Source organism: Shewanella sp. SNU WT4, from assembly GCF_006494715.1.
Classification (GTDB): Bacteria; Pseudomonadota; Gammaproteobacteria; order Enterobacterales; family Shewanellaceae; genus Shewanella.
Genome location: NZ_CP041151.1, coordinates 2,712,809 through 2,729,075, shown reverse-complemented (window position 1 = coordinate 2,729,075; position 16,267 = coordinate 2,712,809). Strand labels below are relative to the sequence as shown.

The window sequence follows — 16,267 nt, the reverse complement described above, 5'->3', positions numbered from 1 at the left end:
CCCCGTCATGAAAAGGTCATATCCATGAGTATTTTTTACCTAGATGGTAAGACATTTGAAGCTAGAAGTGGTGAGACTGTGCTCGATGCATTGTTACGCCATGAGTATCCTGCGAGTTATTCCTGTCGCAAAGGACGCTGTCGCAGCTGTTTATTAAAATACGTGGGCGGCGATTTAGCGTTAATGGCTCAGCGCGGCCTTGAAATTGAATATAAGCAAGAAGGGCTTATTTTTGCCTGTCAGTGCATTCCTTCCCACGGTTTAGCCTTAGAAACCGGTAATTCAGAACAGCTGTATATAGCGGCGCCCATTATTGCGAAAACCTTCTTGAGTGAAAACGTCATAAAACTGGTGCTCGACGTCAGTGGCCCTAAGCGCTACCTCGCCGGGCAGTCGGTCAATCTTCGTTTAAACAATGGCATAGGGCGAACCTTTGCCATAGCTAAAGCCCAAGATAACACTTTAGAGTTCCACATTCGCCGTAAGCGCAATGGTAAATTCAGTGATTGGTTGTTTTATCATGCTAACAACGGCGATGAATTATTCTTGCAAGGGCCTTGGGGACACTGTCATTACTACCCAGGATTACCCGATGATATCTTAGTGTTAATTGGCGGCGGTACTGGACTTGGGGCTGTGGTGGGGATTGCCGAAGAGGCTCTAGAAAGAGGGCATAGAGGGGAGATTTATTTATATCACTATGGCCGCAATTTGGATGATTTATATCAGCATAAATATCTTTTGCAACGTATGTTGATGCATAAAACCTTTTTTTATCAGGCCTGTGTCGGCGCTGAAAGCGAGAAATCGCAAGTGGATGGCAAGCGGGTGCGTTTAGCTGATCCCATAGAACTTGTGGCTGGGCGCCATCAATTCTCTCGGCAATTTCGAGTCTTTATTTGCGGTGAACCTAAGATGGTGTTGCGTGGGCAAGAGCGGATATTTTTAGCTGGCGTGCCGATTGAGCGCATTCATGTGCTGTCGTTTGATTATCGTGAATTAAGAAAGCGACCAAGGACATGGGGATAGAACTGCCTGATATAGCCTCTTGTTAGTGCAAGTAAAATCCCTACAATATGCCCTATGTTATTTATTGAAGGGACAAGATTTTGTCTAAAAGTACCATTACCAATCTCATTTGCTTGTTGTTGACAGTTATTGGTTATGTCAGCGAGCAAGCTATATTGCTAAGCATTGGCTTATTTGCTTTGTCTGGGGCGGTAACGAATGCGCTTGCTGTGCATATGTTATTTGAAAAAGTGCCAGGCCTTTATGGCTCAGGCGTAATACCTGCGCGCTTTGAAGAGTTTAAGCGCGCCATTAGTGAATTGATGATGCAGCAGTTTTTCACTGATGAGAATATCGATAAGTTTTTATCAAAAGGCGCGGGTTCTGCCTCCATGCTCAATTTAACGGGCGTGATTGCTAAGGTTGATTTAAACCCAGCCTTTGATGCCTTAGTGACCACAGTGGAACAATCTTCATTTGGTGGCATGCTGGCCATGTTTGGCGGCAACGAGGCATTAGTGCCGCTACGCCAACCTTTTATTGAAAAAATGCAGGCATCCTTGACTGAAATAGCCGCCAGTGACAACTTTCAGCAGTTATTAATCAATGAATTAGAACAGCCTGAAAAAATGAGTGGTTTCAAAGCACAAATTCAAGAGATTATCGAACAACGCCTGAATGAACTGACACCACAAATGGTCAAGGTCATGGTGCAAAAGATGATTGCCGCTCACTTAGGTTGGTTAGTGATCTGGGGCGGTGTGTTTGGTGGCGTGCTGGGGTTATTCGCCGGACTTATTCAAAGCTAAAGGAGCTAAGGTCATATGGCGCAACATCATAGTATTAACTATTTAGAAATTCCGGTGCGTGATATGGCCTTGGCCAAAGCCTTTTTTACTCGAGTTTTTGGCTGGCAGTTTACCGACTATGGTCCTAAATATTGCTGCTTTAATCAGGTTGGCATAGATGGCGGCTTTTATGAAGATGCCTTGTGTTTTAACTTAGCCAAAGGGTGCCCGTTAATCGTGCTTTATAGCCGCGACTTAGCTAAAACCGAGCAGTCGATTATTGATGCGGGTGGTGAAATCACTAAAGCGGTGTTTAGTTTCCCTGGCGGGCGCAGATTTCATTTTCTGTGCCCCAATGGCAATGAGTTTGCTGTGTGGAGCCAATAACTTAAGTTGGTAGCAAATATCTAAAGCCTGATATAAGTGGCCTGATATCTAAGTCCTGATATCTAAGTCCTGATATCTAGGGGCTGACATGTAAGAACACGTCAGCCCTCAAGCCACTATATTAGCTCTGAACCTGCAGCTGTTGCAGTTGCTTGTCATGCCATGCTGACAACAGTAATAACGCCATGATGGCGCCAAATAAGGCAAATCCCATGTCTGATTGGGTATCCCAAATATAGCCCTGGGTACCCAAAAACGCGTCAGCACCTTCGCCTGTGGCAATGGCTACCCACCATTCAATCAATTCGTAAAAGGCACTGAATGCCAAGGTAAAGCACACGATAAAGAAATTGCCCCACGCCTTAGTGCTAAACACTTGTTGGCGCCAGCAAATTTCGCGAGCCAGCATGACAGGCACAAAGCCTTGGGCAAAATGGCCCAGTTTGTCATAGTTATTGCGACTTGAATGAGTGAGCTCTGCTATCCAATCAAATAATGGTACTTCAGCATAAGTGTAATGACCGCCCACCAGTAAAATGATGCAATGCAGCAACACTAAGACATACAGTAACGGCGTTAATGCAAAGCGCTGGCGAGTGCTTATCAACACTAAAGCGCCAATCACAGCGGGAGCGACTTCCAACACCCAAGTAAAGCGGTCAAAGGGTTGATAGGCTGACCAAATGAATACAATCATGAAGGTTAGCATCCAAGCAATGGCTGCTGGGGTCATCTTGGTGGCTGTTGGCATACTTACTCTCAGTAGTGAACAATTGGTCATAATTAATTCTATTGGATTTACAGTGTCTTGCGTATTGAATTTTTATTGCTATTTTTTTTAGCACTCATGTAGCCCTATCTTGTGCCATAAAAAAGCCCTGAACTAATCATAATGCCGATCGTTTTAAGTAGTTGAACGATCTTTCAAGGGCTTCATAATCAGCCGCAACCTAAGTTGCAGCTGATTTTTTTATGTCTGAATTTTCTAAAGAGCTACTCGTTACCGCTGAATTTTGCCAAGCGCAAGATATTGATGTATTCGCCAAACATGTTCCCATGGATTGGGTAGCTGAGGCTGTGCAACAAACTGGCAGGGCCTCGCTTCGAACCCGCCGTTTCCCTGCAGAGCAAGCTGTTTGGTTGGTTCTAGGCATTGGTTTGATGCGTAACCGCTCGATTCAGCAAGTCTGTGATACGCTCTCACTGGCATTTCCCGACTCCAAGGGGGAGCTCCCGCCACTGGCGACCAGTAGTATCATCAAAGCCAAAGAAAAGTTGGGTTCAGAGCCCATGCGTTATCTGTTCAAAACAACCGCTGCACAGTGGGAAACACAGTGCGAATTTGATGAGATAGCGGGATTGAAATTGCTCAGTGTTGATGGGACGTATTTTAAGACGCATAACACTGAAGAAAACCATCACTTTGGCTTTGCACAAAGCACGGCTTCTTTTCCCTCTGTGCTGGCGGTCACCTTAATGTCTACTCGTAGCCACTTACTTTCTGATGCGGCTTTCGGGCCTGTTACCCACAGTGAAATTCACTATGCACAGCAATTGGTTGGCTCAGCTCCCGAGAATTCGCTCACGTTGTTTGACCGTGGGTTTATGTCTGCCGAATTGCTCATCAGCTGGCAAGGAAGCGGTGCAAACACCCATTGGTTAACCCCGATAAAGTCTAAGACCCGCTATCAAATTATCGAGTCATTCTCAGAGTATGACCATCTGGTTGAGATGCCGGTATCACCCCAAGCTCAACAGCAAGCGCCTTATCTGGGGGAGAGCTGGCAAGCCCGCCTTATCCTTATTCCGTCACCCAAAGGTGATATCAAAGGGTTTATCACGTCCTGCCTATGCCCCAACAGCTATCCAGTGAACGATTTACTCAAGGTGTATTGGCAGCGATGGGAGATAGAGAGGGGTTATGGTGAGCTAAAGCAATATCAACTGGAAAATAAACCAGTCCTGCGCAGTAAGAAGAAGGATGGGGTGTATCAAGAATTATGGGGGATCTTAACGACCTACAATATTGTTCGGCTAGAGATGGCCGCAATGGCAGTGCAGCATAAAGTTGAGCCACAGAGGATAAGTTTCATTAATGCCCTGTTTTTAATACAGGATGAGTTTGGTTGGAGTGACAGAGGGAGTCCGGGAGCGATCCCACAGCACTTAAAACGACTGAGGGAAAATGGCAAAAGGTTGATTTTACCCCCAAAGAGGAAGCGGCCCAGCTACCCGCGTGTGGTGCTAAAGAAAACAGTGAAATATCCAAGTAAAAATGCCACTCGCTCTTAAGCGAGTGGCATTATGAACTAATCAGGGCGTTGGTTATTGTTAACAGCAGTCTTTATGGTGCTAGCTAATCACTAGCACTTAATCACCTAAGCCTTAGTCGCTTGGCATCAGTCGCTTAGCATTAGTTACTTGGCATTAGTTACTTGGCATTAGTTACTTGGCATTAGTAGCTTGCGGTATGCACTTCACGTACTGAGCGACCAGACGGATCTATAATGCCTTGCAAGCTAACGTCCCACGCTAATGCTTCAGGAGTTGAGCAGGCCACTGATTTCCCCCCAGGCACAGTTTCTGCGGCGCTTGGCAGTGGAAAATGCTGCTCAAAGAAACCACGATAGAAATAGGCTTCTTTGGTGGTTGGCGTGTTATAAGGAAAGCGGAAGTGAGCGTTTTCCATATCTTTATCAGACACTTTGGCTGCTGCTACTTCTTTTAAGCCATCAATCCATGAGTAGCCCACGCCATCGCTGAATTGCTCTTTTTGACGCCATACCACAGATTCTGGCAGTGCATCAGCAAAGGCTTCACGCAAAATATGCTTCTCTATCTTGCCCTTGCCAGACATCTTGGCTTGCGGGTTAGTGCGCATGGCAACATCAATAAATTCTTTATCTAAGAAAGGCACACGCGCTTCTAATCCCCAAGCGGCCATCGCTTTGTTGGCGCGCAGACAATCAAATAGATGCAGTTTATCAAGTTTACGCACTAACTCTTCATGGAAGGCTTCAGCATTAGGTGCCTTATGAAAGTACAGGTAACCGCCAAACAGTTCATCGGCGCCTTCACCCGACAACACCATTTTAATCCCCATGGCTTTGATTTTACGCGCCATCAAATACATAGGTGTAGCGGCTCGAATGGTAGTGACATCATAGGTTTCTAGATGATAGATAACATCACTAATAGCATCTAAACCTTCTTGGAAAGTGAAATGGATTTCGTGATGAATTGTGCCTATGGCGGCCGCGACCTTTTGCGCGGCGGCTAGATCCGGCGCGCCTTGCAGACCTACGGCAAATGAATGCAATTGTGGCCACCAAGCATCCGATGCATCGTTATCTTCAATGCGATGTTTAGCATAGGTTTGAGTAATGGCTGAAATGACCGATGAATCTAAGCCGCCAGAGAGCAGCACACCATAAGGCACGTCAGACATTAATTGGCGTTTAACCGCCGCTTCCAGCGCTTGCCTGATTTCTTGGCTGCTAGCTGCATTGTCAGCAACTGCTTGATACTCCATCCAATCACGCACGTAGTAGCGCACTGGCGCTTGGCCTGATTGCTGATATTGACCTGGAGCAAACTCGGCCACATGGCTACATACTGGCACTAAGGCTTTCATTTCTGAGGCAACATACATGTTGCCAGCGCTATCATGGCCAGTATAAAGCGGGATAATGCCCATATGATCGCGGCCAATCAGATAACTACCTGTGCGTTTGTCGTATAACACAAAGGCGAAAATTCCGTTGAGCATGTCTAAGAATTCGCAGCCATATTCTTGATATAACGCCAAAATAACTTCGCAGTCTGAGTTGGTTTGATAGCTGTATTTATCGCCGAGATCGGCTTTCAATTGCTTGTGGTTATAGATCTCACCGTTTACCGCTAATACTAAGCTGTTGTCTTGGCTATAGAGTGGCTGAGCGCCATGCTCAATGTCCACAATGGCTAAACGTTCGTGGGCCAAAATAGCGTGATCGTCTTGATAAATTCCAGACCAATCGGGGCCGCGGTGACGTAGGCGTTTTGACATTTCTAACGCAATCGGGCGCAGGCTATCAGCATCAGTTTGAATATCAAGAATGGCAAAAATAGAACACATGGCGAACTCCAGCTCAAAGTAATTTAATATCAAGGCGTTGATATAATGTCGATAACTAGAGTCTGCCACCGACTGCTGAGATGATCAAATGTCGTTTTTGTGATTTGTTCGTTATTTTGGTGTTTTAGCTGAATATGAGCGTGTTATCTGCGTGCTTTGATTTGCGTATATTCATTATTTCGTTTGTTTTATTGTTGCTTGTGTAATTGCTGGTTTGGTTTTTGCGGGTGTTTTAATGAATTGATGCTTAGGCTTATTTTTTTGCTTAAACATAAAAAAGCCGCTAATCGGCTTCTTTTTGAACGTTTGTGTCGGCATGACACAGCAAACACTAGTGACTCGCTAAGTTTAAGCTTGTTTAAACTACGTCAATATCGGCCGCGCACTCAAACACATGGTTCGGCCGGAAAGGTTCTTTATCAATATCAGCTAGTTGACTCACGCCAGATGTAACCAGAATAGTTTCAAGTCCAGCTTGAAAGCCTGCCAAAATATCGGTTTTCATGTTGTCACCCACGATCACGGTATTTTCTGAATGAGCATCTATGCTGTTAAGCGCCGAGCGAATAATCCAAGCGCTGGGTTTTCCCACATAAAAAGGTTTTTTGCCACTGATGCGCTCAATCGGGGCGCACAATGCGCCGCACGCTGGGCTGTAATCTGGGCCGTTGGTATCAGGATTAGTCGCAATAAAACGCGCACCATTAGCCACAAAGCGCGCTGCTTTATGGATCATATCCCAGTTATAAGATTTGGTTTCACCCACAATCACGAAATCAGGGTTGATATCGGTAATGGTAAATCCGGCTTTATAGAGTTCATGGGTGAGGGCGCCTTCACCTATGACAAAGGCCTTATCGCCGTGCTGGTGGGTCAAGAAGTCGGCGGTGGCCATGGCCGAGGTATAAAAACAGGTTTCTGGGACTTCAATGCCCACGGCTCCCAGTCGATTTTGTAAATCTTTGCCGGTTTGTACTGGGTAATTGGTCAGAATAACGAGCGGATTTCCTTGTTCAAGCAAGCGGTGGATAAAGCGGTCGCTGCCAGGTATTAAACGATTGTTGTGCAACAGCACGCCATCGATATCACAAATAACACTTTTCATCAGTCACTTCCGGTAAATAAACCTATGGTCAATGTAGAGGAATTAGCCAGCGGAGGGAATGAATTTAGGTTGAAAATGGGCATAAAAAACGGCCATAAAGGCCGTTTTTTTCAAGTCGAGGAGTTTAGTCTGGCGCGTAACCATTAACACCTATGAGCTTATTATCAAGATAAGCTTGGCCATCAATGAGGCGCAGGCGGTCTTGACTGAACCATTTAACCACTAATGGGTAAATGGCATGTTCTTGCTCATGGACACGCTCAGCTAGCACTTCAATGCTGTCTTCTGGGTACACAGGTACTTTGGCTTGCAAAATCACTGGGCCGGCATCTAAGGCTGGAATGACAAAATGAACGCTACAGCCATGTTCAGTGTCGCCTGCATCCATAGCGCGCTGGTGAGTATTCAGCCCTGGGTGACGAGGTAACAATGACGGATGAATGTTGATCATACGTCCTTGATATTTAAGCACCAACTCTTCACCTAAAATCCGCATAAAACCAGCCAGCACGATTAAATCAGGCTGATATTTATCAATCGCCACCATTAAGCGCTGGTCGTATTGTTCGCGGCTTTCATCGTCATGGACCAGTACGCAACTAGTATCAATCTCATGTTGATGCGCGCGTACTAAACCATAAGCATCGGCTTGGTTACTGATGACGCCGATAACGTCGGCATTGAGATTATCAAAACAACCATCAATAATGGCTTGAAGGTTAGTACCTTGGCCAGAAATGAGTACCAGGATGCGACAGCATGATTCCATTAAAGGATCTCCACTTGCTCTTCGTCGTTATTGCGCTTGGCAATGGTGCCGATACGCCAAGCAGTTTCACCGTGGGCAGACAATAGAGAGAGCGCTTCATCCACTGCTGATTCTGGCAACGCGACTATCATACCTACACCACAGTTAAAGGTGCGGTACATTTCGTATTGCTCAATATTACCAGCGTCTTGAATCCAGTTAAATATTGCTGGCCACTGCCAAGATTTACCGTCAATTACGGCCTTGCAGTGGTCTGGCAATACGCGCGGAATATTCTCCCAAAAGCCACCACCAGTGATGTGTGCCATGGCGTGAACGTCAGATTGCTCGATCAATGCTAATAACGACTTTACATAAATTTTTGTTGGTTCCAACAAGTGCTCAATCAGCGGTTTGCCAGCAAGCAATTGTTGGGGCTCGGCTTGGCTCACTTCTAACACTTTGCGGATTAACGAATAACCGTTAGAGTGAGGGCCGCTTGAGGCCAAAGCGATTAAGGCATCGCCCGCTGTGACCTTAGACCCATCAATGATATCAGCTTTTTCTACTACACCGACACAGAAACCTGCCAGATCGTAGTCATCACCTTCATACATACCAGGCATTTCGGCGGTTTCACCACCAATCAGTGCGCAGCCAGATTGCTGACAACCATCGGCAATACCATTAACGACAGCTGTCGCTGCCGCAACGTCCAATTTACCCGTGGCGTAATAATCTAAAAAGAATAAAGGTTCTGCGCCTTGAACGATTAAGTCATTGACACACATAGCGACTAAATCAACGCCAACGGTATCATGCTTCTTGAAATCAATCGCTAAGCGCAATTTAGTACCAACACCATCGGTGCCAGACACTAGCACAGGCTGCTTATACTTAGTGGGGAGTTCACACAGGGCGCCAAAACCGCCAAGATTACCGAGAACTTCGGGTCTGTGGGTACGCTTTACGGCAGATTTGATGTTAGTGACTAGGGCATTTCCGGCGTCGATATCTACACCGGCATCTTTATAACTCAGTGGGGTCGGGGTGCTCACGGCGATCCTCTTGGGTACAAGTGATAAGAGTGTTCTTATGCGGGCATTCTAGCATTTTGCTCATGGGCATAATACCCGCGCACTTTCCCTTGTGGCGAACGCTGATTATGCAAATTATGCAAAATCAGCCTGTTTTTATTGCGGTTTGGTGAATAATGTCGACTTGGTTCACGATTTTGCGATATTGACCAAGTTTATGTTTATTCCTACAGGCAAATTGTCTAATATCCACCAAATTTGCTTTTTAAAACGTTGCAACGCCTTAAGCTCAGGCGTACTAATGCAGTAATAGCGAGTTTCAGCGCATTGAAGAGTCAAGCTGACTGGTTAGCTTGACAATAAAAATTAAGCAGGAGAAAACAATGAAAGTTGTCGAGGTTAAACATCCACTGGTTCGCCATAAAATTGGTCTGATGCGTGAAGGTGATATTAGCACTAAGCGTTTCCGTGAACTGGCGGCGGAAGTTGGCAGCTTGCTGACCTACGAAGCGACTGCTGATTTTGAAACTGAAAAAGTCACTATTGATGGCTGGAACGGTCCTGTTGAAGTCGATCAAATCAAAGGTAAAAAGGTTACTGTAGTACCTATTTTACGTGCGGGTCTTGGCATGATGGACGGTGTACTAGAGCACATTCCTAGCGCGCGTATCTCAGTTGTTGGTATTTATCGCGACGAAGAAACTTTAGAGCCAGTGCCATATTTCGAGAAGCTGGCTAGCGACATGAATGAGCGTATCGCCTTAGTGGTTGACCCTATGTTGGCAACTGGCGGCTCTATGATCGCTACCTTAGATCTGCTCAAGAAGCGTGGTTGTACTTCTATCAAAGCCTTGGTATTAGTCGCTGCGCCTGAAGGTATTGCTGCCCTTGAAAAAGCCCACCCAGACGTTGAGCTTTACACTGCCTCAATTGATAAGTGCTTAAATGAAAAAGGCTATATCCTGCCAGGTTTAGGCGATGCGGGTGATAAGATTTTCGGTACTAAGTAAGTTACTTGCCGTGTTTTAGCTATTACTAGCTAGCTAACGCATTGAATAAAGGAGCCCATAGGCTCCTTTTTTGTTATTCAAAAATCCTCTAGCATTAGCGTAAGCCTATGTGCTTTTATAGACTCAATATCTAACCTAGCTGTTAAATGGCAGCAGCCAATCTGGCAACCTCATAATTAATGACTTGAAATAAGGACATTTCAAATGAACATCAAACTGATATCTGTGCTTGTGATTACTGGTTTATCAAGTTTTTCTGCCGATGCTATCAATGATAAATACCGGCAGCAGCTTGAGCGTTCAGGCTGTACGCAGGTTTCTGAATTGCAAGGTTGTGATCTCAACAAAACCCAAGCTGAAAATGCCAAGGCGGGATTTGTAAGCGATGCACCTTTGCATGATGCCAAGGTCGAAAACACGCCATATCACGCGATGGGTAAAATCACTTGTGCCATGGGGGATACAAAGCTTGGTGCCGCGCAGTGTGATTTTGGGGTTATTCGCGGTAAATCAGGTCATGCCGAGGTTCATATCACGCCGCCTGGTGGTTTCGAGCGTATCTTAAGCTTTACTGGAGATAAGGTCACCGCCGCCGATTCCACAGTTACAGCCACTAAGAACGGCGATGAATGGCTCATCAAGGTCAATGATTACGAGCAATATCAAATACCAGAGGCCGTGATTTACGGTGGCTAACAAAGGGGGACTAAGGCGCGATAGTTGGTTAAATGACGTTATCAATCAAGAGATTGGTAGCGAACCCAGCGAGAGTTAAAGCAAATACATCTATATACATTAAATCTTGGCTTCTTTAAGTTAGTTTGTACTACACCCTGATTGCTAAATCGGATGCTGAAGGTTAGCTTAATCACTCGTTGACCTTGGCCACTAACGCTAAACATAGGCGCAGCCTAAGGATGGTTTATATGAATTGCCATCAGTACGATTATATTGAAATCGTCTGTTTATACCGTTATCCAGTAAAACTCACCCTCAAAAATACTGAGGTGATTGCAGGTGTTGCGCTAGATACTGTGCGTAATCTGGCTAAGCAAGAATGCATCAAGGTAGAGGTCAATGGCAGCGACTGCTTAGTGGTATTAGATACCTTAGCCATCCTTGAAGTGACTGTCGATAATCCGCATTTTACGCGCGTGAGTTTTGACGCTTAACTAAAGCCCAAGCTAGCGCTTGGGCTAGATCTCACTTTCAAACTTAGTCTGTGCATTAGCCCTGTAGTGTTGGATTATTCTGCCACAAAAAGTAGCTCAGGATGGCAGCAAAACTGACCCAGAGAAAATAGGGCAGTAGTAAAAAGCCAGCGACTTTATGGACTCGGTAGAAGGCCATTAAGGTGGCCAGAATTAGGCCAAGTAACATTAAGATATCCACGAAGGCGAACAGGCCTAAATGCCACGCAAAAAATAGCCAACTCCACAACGCATTTACTCCCAATTGCACCACAAACAACCCTAAGGCTAAGCGTTTATGGCGCGCCTGTATTTGCGCTGTTGCGTTAAGGCTGTGGGGGGGCTGTGCATCTTGTGCAAGCGCATGTGGCTCAATGCTTAACCCACTTGGTTGACGCCATACCAACCAGGCGGCAATGGCCATTAAGGTAAATAAAGTGGTCCACATGGGGCCAAATACCCAAGCGGGCGGCGCCCATGCTGGTTGCAACAGTTCAGCATAAAAGGCTTTAGCTTGAATAGAGGCAATGGCGCCGAGCGCGGAGGCGCCATAACTTAATAGCAACCAAGCGATGAAGCCTACCACTTGCTTACGCGCCGAGAATGGTGTCATTTCATATCCTTATGTTAGGTAACTGCATCCTTAACTTACCTTAAAGCAACACGGGAGCCAAAGGCTCCCGTGAGGTATATCTACAATCTATTGGCGCTTATAACACCATGGCCGCTATCCAGCCAAACACCAGTAACGGAATGTTGTAGTGGATAAAGGTTGGGATCACGCTATCGCGCATATGATCATGCTGGCCGTCAGCATTAAGACCTGCGGTCGGCCCTAAAGTTGAATCTGAAGCTGGCGAGCCCGCATCACCGAGCGCCGCTGCTGTGCCGACTAAGGCAATAGTGGCTGGCACTGAGAAGCCAAAACTTAACGCCAATGGCACATAGATGGTGGCAATAATAGGAATGGTTGAGAATGATGAGCCAATGCCCATAGTAATCAATAAGCCCACCACTAACATCAGTAACGCCGCCATAGGCTTGTTGTCACCAATCAATAATTCAATGGCATCAACTAGGGAGCTCACTTCACCTGTGGCTTTAATCACAGCGGCAAAACCTGCCGCGGCAATCATGATAAAGCCAATGTTAGCCATCATGCGCACACCTTGGTTAAAGATGTCTTGATCGGCTACATGCCTAAGGGCGCCACTGGTAGAGAAGATCATAAAGCCCACTAAGGCGCCAAAGATCATCGAATCCGTGTAAAGCTGCACGGCTAAAGTCGAGATAATCGCGACAAGAGCAATGGCGATACTTTTAGGATGGATTTTTTCTTCAGGCTCTGCGGTTAATACTTGCTGCTCATTGTATTCGCGCGGGCGGCGATAACTAATGAAGATGGCAATCAATAAACCAGTGAACATACCTAAGGCTGGCAACATCATAGCGCTTGGGATTTGCGCCAAGGTGGCATTCAAGCCATTGCTATTAAGGTTAGCTAACAAGATATCGTTAAGGAATATGCCACCAAAACCGATTGGCAACACCATATAGGTAGTCACTAAACCAAAGGTCAGCACACAGGCTACTAAACGTCTATCCAGCTTTAGCTTGGTCATTACATGCAGTAATGGCGGCACCAAAATAGGAATAAAGGCGATGTGTATGGGTAAAATATTTTGGGATGACACAGCCATCGCCAATAAAATCAGCAGTAAGGTCCAACGCACCACATTAGTATTTTTGGCGGAGGGCGCATGGCCTAATGAGCGAATGACTTTATGGGAAATTAAGGTGGTTAAGCCTGAGTGGGACAGAGCTACGGCAAAGGCACCTAAGAGGGCATAACTGAGGGCGATTTGCGCGCCGCCACCTAGACCTGTGTTAAAGGCTGAAATGGTTTGATGTACATCTAATCCACCAATTAAACCAGCAGCCAAGGCACTAATGGTTAATGCGATTACCACATTAACTCGCGCTAGACTGAGGGCTAGCATTAAACAAACTGCAATAACGACTGAGTTCATGATAATTTCTTATTGTTAGCGCTAAAAAAGTTAATCTTGACGGCAAGATGCCTGACTGTCCAGCATTTCAATGGCTAGTTTGATAATTTTCAACATAACTATTACTGACAGTTCTGTTGATGATAATTGTCTGTAAAGTGTGCGCGCGGTATGTGATTAAGGTGTTTTGCTATTGTGAACTGGTGTGGTGCGGGCTGACTGTGGCGGCTTGTTGCTGCTTATTATTGCGGCTTATTGTTGTGGAGGATGGCAATGGGCAACTGTAGTTTGTGCCATGAATCGGGCGGGGCGCTTTATGACGGCACGGCGGTTTTTAATTCCTCCCGCAGCCGAAGCCGCAGGAGGTCATCAATATGACTTATAAGCTGTTTGCGTGCGCTTAGCTCGCCGCATGATCTGCCGTGGTGGTAGCAGCAGTGTCAGCAGGAGCTTCGATGGCAACTTCAGTTTCCACATCAGCTTCAGCATCGGCAACCGGCATCGGCCAACCGCCAAGGGCTTTCCAACGATTAACTATGTAGCAAAATAGCTCGGCCGTGCGCTCAGTGTCGTACAAGGCTGAGTGCGCTTCTTTATTATCAAAGGCAATGCCTGCCATTTTACAGGCCTTAGCCAGCACGGTATGACCGACAGCTAAGCCCGCCAAGGTTGCGGTATCTAAGGTCGCAAACGGGTGAAAAGGGCTACGCTTTAAATCAATGCGCTCAATGGCAGCAGAAACGAAGCCATGATCAAAAGCGGCATTGTGCGCCACAATAATACTGCGATGACAACCTACAGCCTTTTGCGCTTTTTTAACTTCTTTGAAGATAGTTAAAAAGGCTTCTTTCTCGCTAATAGCACCACGTAACGGATTGGTAGGGTCTATGCCATTGAACGCTAAGGCTTCAGGTTCTAAATTAGCGCCTTCAAAAGGTTCAATATTGAAATGCAAAGTTTTATCAATGCTGAGTTGGCCGTCTTTGTCCATAGCGAGCATGGTGACAGCAATTTCTAAGAGTGCATCTGTCTTGGAATTAAAACCGGCGGTTTCGACGTCAATAACAACGGGAAAGTAACCACGAAAGCGGTTTTTAAGTAAGTTTGCGTCAAACGAATCACTCATAGTAAAGCCTGATAAAAAAACGGAGGGCTATTATGCGCAAAGAGGCCTTGAGTGTCATGCGCAAATGCCCAAATTTTAAGCTAAAGAAGTGAAAAAATATGCCGATAGTCCAATGTAAGTGATTTTAGGAGCTATTACATGAGAGTGAACGCCCATATAGTTGCGCCCATAGCCTTGGCCGTATTGCTATCATTTCCGGCGAACAGTGAACTTAGGCATTATGTGGCGAGTCTCGATGAATCGACTTGGATGCTAAGCCGCAGCACGCCGATTGAATGTCGACTTGAGCATGAAATCCCAGCTTATGGTAAAGCTGTGTTTACTAGTCAAGCGAGTAAAGAGCTCAATCTGTTATTCACTTTGGACATGTTGAATAAACCGGATGAAGCCACTAAGGCCAAATTAATGAGCCGCCCGCCGTCGTGGCGCCCAGGGTTACAGCCCAAGCAAATTTCACAGCTGACTTACCACAGATACTTTAATGGCGAAGTGCCCAAAACGGCGGCGTGGAATATGCTAACCGAACTTGAACGCGGGATGGAGCCGACCTTTTATTATGCCGATTGGCACAATGATAATAACAATGTCGCCGTCGGCTTGTCGGCGGCCAACTTTAAGTACAAATATCGCCAATTTAAACAATGCTTGGCGGGATTACTGCCTTATAGCTTCGATGATATTGCTTTTACTGTGCTCAATTATGAATTTGACAGCACCGAATTGAACGCTTTTTCAAAGCAGCAATTAGCTCGCATTGAAGAGTATTTAAAGCACGATCCTAAGGTTGATTTAGTGTTAGTGGATGCTTATACCGATAGTTTTGGTGGTCGCGGCATCAATGATAACGTGTCAGTGTCACGCGCCTCGACAGTTAAAAAGTTTTTTGTGGCACAGGGTATTGAGGCCAAACGTATTTCTACTTTGGGCCACGGTGAGCGGCGTCATGTCGCAAATAACGATTCTAGTGAAGAGCGGGCGCGCAACCGCCGTGTGGTCATTAGGATAAGTAAGCCGTAATCGGGCGTCAATTGTGATGACTAAACCTTGCCATGCAAGGTTTTTTTATGAATGTTGCAGATAAAAAAAGCCCACTTATTTCTAAGCGGGCTGCAAAAATTAGTATTGCAATCAACAAATTGAAGGAAGGAAGTCAAGCATAAGAACCACATAACATTAACGGGTCACACCCATTAATCAAGATTCTTCGTTTCCAATATCCATAAGCCTATGGACACTTCCTGAAAACTGGCGTCATTGTACGGTTCTGAATAAATACAACAAGCAAGAAAAATTGGCTAAGAACATTAGAAAAACTAATGCCTGCAAAGGTGATCTTGTTCACTAAAGTCGCTTTTATAACAATAAACTAAGTAGTTACTCAGATTTAATGCATAAGTAAGCTTTGTCGCGCTCGTGCTTGGTTGCGTTAATGTTAAGTTGGTTGTCGCGGTAGCCCTTTAGTGAAACACTTTATGACACAAAACTGTTATTGCTATCAGCATGACGCTTAGTATAGTAATGCCAAAGTGCGACTTAAGTGCGGGTTTGATGTTGATTTGTGACTGTGACCTGCGTTAGTTAAATGTAGCTAAGCACTCAGTACACTTTTGTGTAGCCAATACGCTCAAGTAACCCTAACTACCGGCCTTGAAGAGCCGAATTAGCATAATACAGGATGCAAGATGAAATCACCTTTGTGGGACCGACCGAGTGTCTTAGCGTTGACATTTGCCGTGGGATTA

General features: G+C 45.6%; 16 protein-coding genes. 8 read left to right on the top strand and 8 right to left on the bottom strand.

Annotation, left to right across the window (positions count from 1 at the left end; genetic code table 11):
- Window positions 1-24 precede the first annotated feature (24 nt).
- The 3 genes from FJQ87_RS12265 to FJQ87_RS12255 all read left to right on the top strand — a co-directional run bounded on the left by FJQ87_RS12265 (window position 25) and on the right by FJQ87_RS12255 (window position 2,183).
- Window positions 25-1,029: a 2Fe-2S iron-sulfur cluster-binding protein gene (locus tag FJQ87_RS12265; RefSeq protein ID WP_140932866.1), complete on the top strand. Its 1,005-nt coding sequence runs from the start codon at window positions 25-27 to the stop codon at window positions 1,027-1,029.
- An 80-nt stretch (window positions 1,030-1,109) separates the two neighbouring features.
- Complete coding sequence (locus tag FJQ87_RS12260; protein WP_140932865.1) at window positions 1,110-1,817, top strand: DUF445 domain-containing protein; 708 nt, start codon at window positions 1,110-1,112, stop codon at window positions 1,815-1,817.
- Window positions 1,818-1,832: 15 nt separating this feature from the next.
- Entirely contained in the window at window positions 1,833-2,183 is a 351-nt protein-coding gene (locus tag FJQ87_RS12255; protein WP_140932864.1) for a VOC family protein, read from the top strand.
- 121 nt (window positions 2,184-2,304) lie between these two features.
- On the opposite strand, the gene FJQ87_RS12250 is transcribed toward FJQ87_RS12255, so the two are convergent.
- Window positions 2,305-2,934, bottom strand: a complete 630-nt coding sequence (locus FJQ87_RS12250) for a DUF2238 domain-containing protein (protein WP_240778715.1) — start codon at window positions 2,932-2,934, stop codon at window positions 2,305-2,307.
- Between the two features lie 221 nt (window positions 2,935-3,155).
- On the opposite strand from FJQ87_RS12250, the gene FJQ87_RS12245 reads away from it, so the two are divergent.
- A complete protein-coding gene (locus FJQ87_RS12245) occupies window positions 3,156-4,475 on the top strand; it encodes an IS4 family transposase (RefSeq protein WP_140932863.1) in 1,320 nt (439 codons plus the stop codon).
- A 163-nt stretch (window positions 4,476-4,638) separates the two neighbouring features.
- Here FJQ87_RS12245 and asnB read toward each other — a convergent pair whose 3' ends face one another.
- From asnB to purM, 4 genes are all read right to left on the bottom strand, one after another.
- Window positions 4,639-6,300, bottom strand: a complete 1,662-nt coding sequence (gene asnB / locus FJQ87_RS12240; protein WP_140932862.1) for an asparagine synthase B — start codon at window positions 6,298-6,300, stop codon at window positions 4,639-4,641.
- A 358-nt stretch (window positions 6,301-6,658) separates the two neighbouring features.
- On the bottom strand, window positions 6,659-7,405 hold the full coding sequence (locus FJQ87_RS12235) for an HAD-IIA family hydrolase (RefSeq protein WP_140932861.1): 747 nt from the start codon (window positions 7,403-7,405) through the stop codon (window positions 6,659-6,661).
- 124 nt (window positions 7,406-7,529) lie between these two features.
- On the bottom strand, window positions 7,530-8,174 hold the full coding sequence (purN, locus tag FJQ87_RS12230) for a phosphoribosylglycinamide formyltransferase (protein ID WP_140932860.1): 645 nt from the start codon (window positions 8,172-8,174) through the stop codon (window positions 7,530-7,532).
- A complete protein-coding gene (gene purM / locus FJQ87_RS12225) occupies window positions 8,174-9,211 on the bottom strand; it encodes a phosphoribosylformylglycinamidine cyclo-ligase (protein WP_140932859.1) in 1,038 nt (345 codons plus the stop codon). Before purM ends, purN begins: the two co-directional genes overlap by 1 nt.
- A gap of 362 nt (window positions 9,212-9,573) precedes the next feature.
- Between purM and upp the strand changes: the two genes are divergently transcribed.
- The 3 genes from upp to FJQ87_RS12210 all read left to right on the top strand — a co-directional run bounded on the left by upp (window position 9,574) and on the right by FJQ87_RS12210 (window position 11,372).
- Window positions 9,574-10,200 carry a uracil phosphoribosyltransferase gene (gene upp / locus FJQ87_RS12220; protein WP_140932858.1) on the top strand — a complete coding sequence of 209 codons (627 nt, stop codon included), beginning with the start codon at window positions 9,574-9,576 and terminating at the stop codon, window positions 10,198-10,200.
- A gap of 204 nt (window positions 10,201-10,404) precedes the next feature.
- Window positions 10,405-10,896, top strand: coding sequence for a hypothetical protein (locus FJQ87_RS18775; protein ID WP_206194343.1), 492 nt, complete (start codon window positions 10,405-10,407; stop codon window positions 10,894-10,896).
- Window positions 10,897-11,126: 230 nt separating this feature from the next.
- Window positions 11,127-11,372, top strand: coding sequence for a Rho-binding antiterminator (locus FJQ87_RS12210; protein WP_206194342.1), 246 nt, complete (start codon window positions 11,127-11,129; stop codon window positions 11,370-11,372).
- Window positions 11,373-11,427: 55 nt separating this feature from the next.
- Here the strand turns inward: FJQ87_RS12210 and FJQ87_RS12205 are convergent, their stop codons facing one another.
- From FJQ87_RS12205 to rnt, 3 genes are all read right to left on the bottom strand, one after another.
- Window positions 11,428-12,003 carry a TspO/MBR family protein gene (locus tag FJQ87_RS12205; protein WP_140932856.1) on the bottom strand — a complete coding sequence of 192 codons (576 nt, stop codon included), beginning with the start codon at window positions 12,001-12,003 and terminating at the stop codon, window positions 11,428-11,430.
- Window positions 12,004-12,100: 97 nt separating this feature from the next.
- A complete protein-coding gene (locus FJQ87_RS12200) occupies window positions 12,101-13,420 on the bottom strand; it encodes a Na+/H+ antiporter family protein (RefSeq protein ID WP_140932855.1) in 1,320 nt (439 codons plus the stop codon).
- 379 nt (window positions 13,421-13,799) lie between these two features.
- Window positions 13,800-14,525 carry a ribonuclease T gene (gene rnt / locus FJQ87_RS12195; RefSeq protein WP_140932854.1) on the bottom strand — a complete coding sequence of 242 codons (726 nt, stop codon included), beginning with the start codon at window positions 14,523-14,525 and terminating at the stop codon, window positions 13,800-13,802.
- Between the two features lie 138 nt (window positions 14,526-14,663).
- Between rnt and FJQ87_RS12190 the strand changes: the two genes are divergently transcribed.
- Window positions 14,664-15,542 carry an OmpA family protein gene (locus FJQ87_RS12190; protein ID WP_140932853.1) on the top strand — a complete coding sequence of 293 codons (879 nt, stop codon included), beginning with the start codon at window positions 14,664-14,666 and terminating at the stop codon, window positions 15,540-15,542.
- Window positions 15,543-16,267: the final 725 nt, after the last annotated feature.

What these genes read in the sequence shown, in the direction of transcription:
- purN (WP_140932860.1), bottom strand. Translation starts at nt 8,174, where the DNA reads ATGGAATCATGCTGTCGCATCCTGGTACTCATTTCTGGCCAAGGTACT.
- FJQ87_RS12210 (WP_206194342.1), top strand. Translation starts at nt 11,127, where the DNA reads ATGAATTGCCATCAGTACGATTATATTGAAATCGTCTGTTTATACCGT.
- FJQ87_RS12235 (WP_140932861.1), bottom strand. Translation starts at nt 7,405, where the DNA reads ATGAAAAGTGTTATTTGTGATATCGATGGCGTGCTGTTGCACAACAAT.
- FJQ87_RS12250 (WP_240778715.1), bottom strand. Translation starts at nt 2,934, where the DNA reads ATGCCAACAGCCACCAAGATGACCCCAGCAGCCATTGCTTGGATGCTA.
- FJQ87_RS12190 (WP_140932853.1), top strand. Translation starts at nt 14,664, where the DNA reads ATGAGAGTGAACGCCCATATAGTTGCGCCCATAGCCTTGGCCGTATTG.
- FJQ87_RS18775 (WP_206194343.1), top strand. Translation starts at nt 10,405, where the DNA reads ATGAACATCAAACTGATATCTGTGCTTGTGATTACTGGTTTATCAAGT.
- FJQ87_RS12265 (WP_140932866.1), top strand. Translation starts at nt 25, where the DNA reads ATGAGTATTTTTTACCTAGATGGTAAGACATTTGAAGCTAGAAGTGGT.
- asnB (WP_140932862.1), bottom strand. Translation starts at nt 6,300, where the DNA reads ATGTGTTCTATTTTTGCCATTCTTGATATTCAAACTGATGCTGATAGC.
- FJQ87_RS12205 (WP_140932856.1), bottom strand. Translation starts at nt 12,003, where the DNA reads ATGACACCATTCTCGGCGCGTAAGCAAGTGGTAGGCTTCATCGCTTGG.
- FJQ87_RS12200 (WP_140932855.1), bottom strand. Translation starts at nt 13,420, where the DNA reads ATGAACTCAGTCGTTATTGCAGTTTGTTTAATGCTAGCCCTCAGTCTA.
- rnt (WP_140932854.1), bottom strand. Translation starts at nt 14,525, where the DNA reads ATGAGTGATTCGTTTGACGCAAACTTACTTAAAAACCGCTTTCGTGGT.
- FJQ87_RS12255 (WP_140932864.1), top strand. Translation starts at nt 1,833, where the DNA reads ATGGCGCAACATCATAGTATTAACTATTTAGAAATTCCGGTGCGTGAT.
- FJQ87_RS12245 (WP_140932863.1), top strand. Translation starts at nt 3,156, where the DNA reads ATGTCTGAATTTTCTAAAGAGCTACTCGTTACCGCTGAATTTTGCCAA.
- upp (WP_140932858.1), top strand. Translation starts at nt 9,574, where the DNA reads ATGAAAGTTGTCGAGGTTAAACATCCACTGGTTCGCCATAAAATTGGT.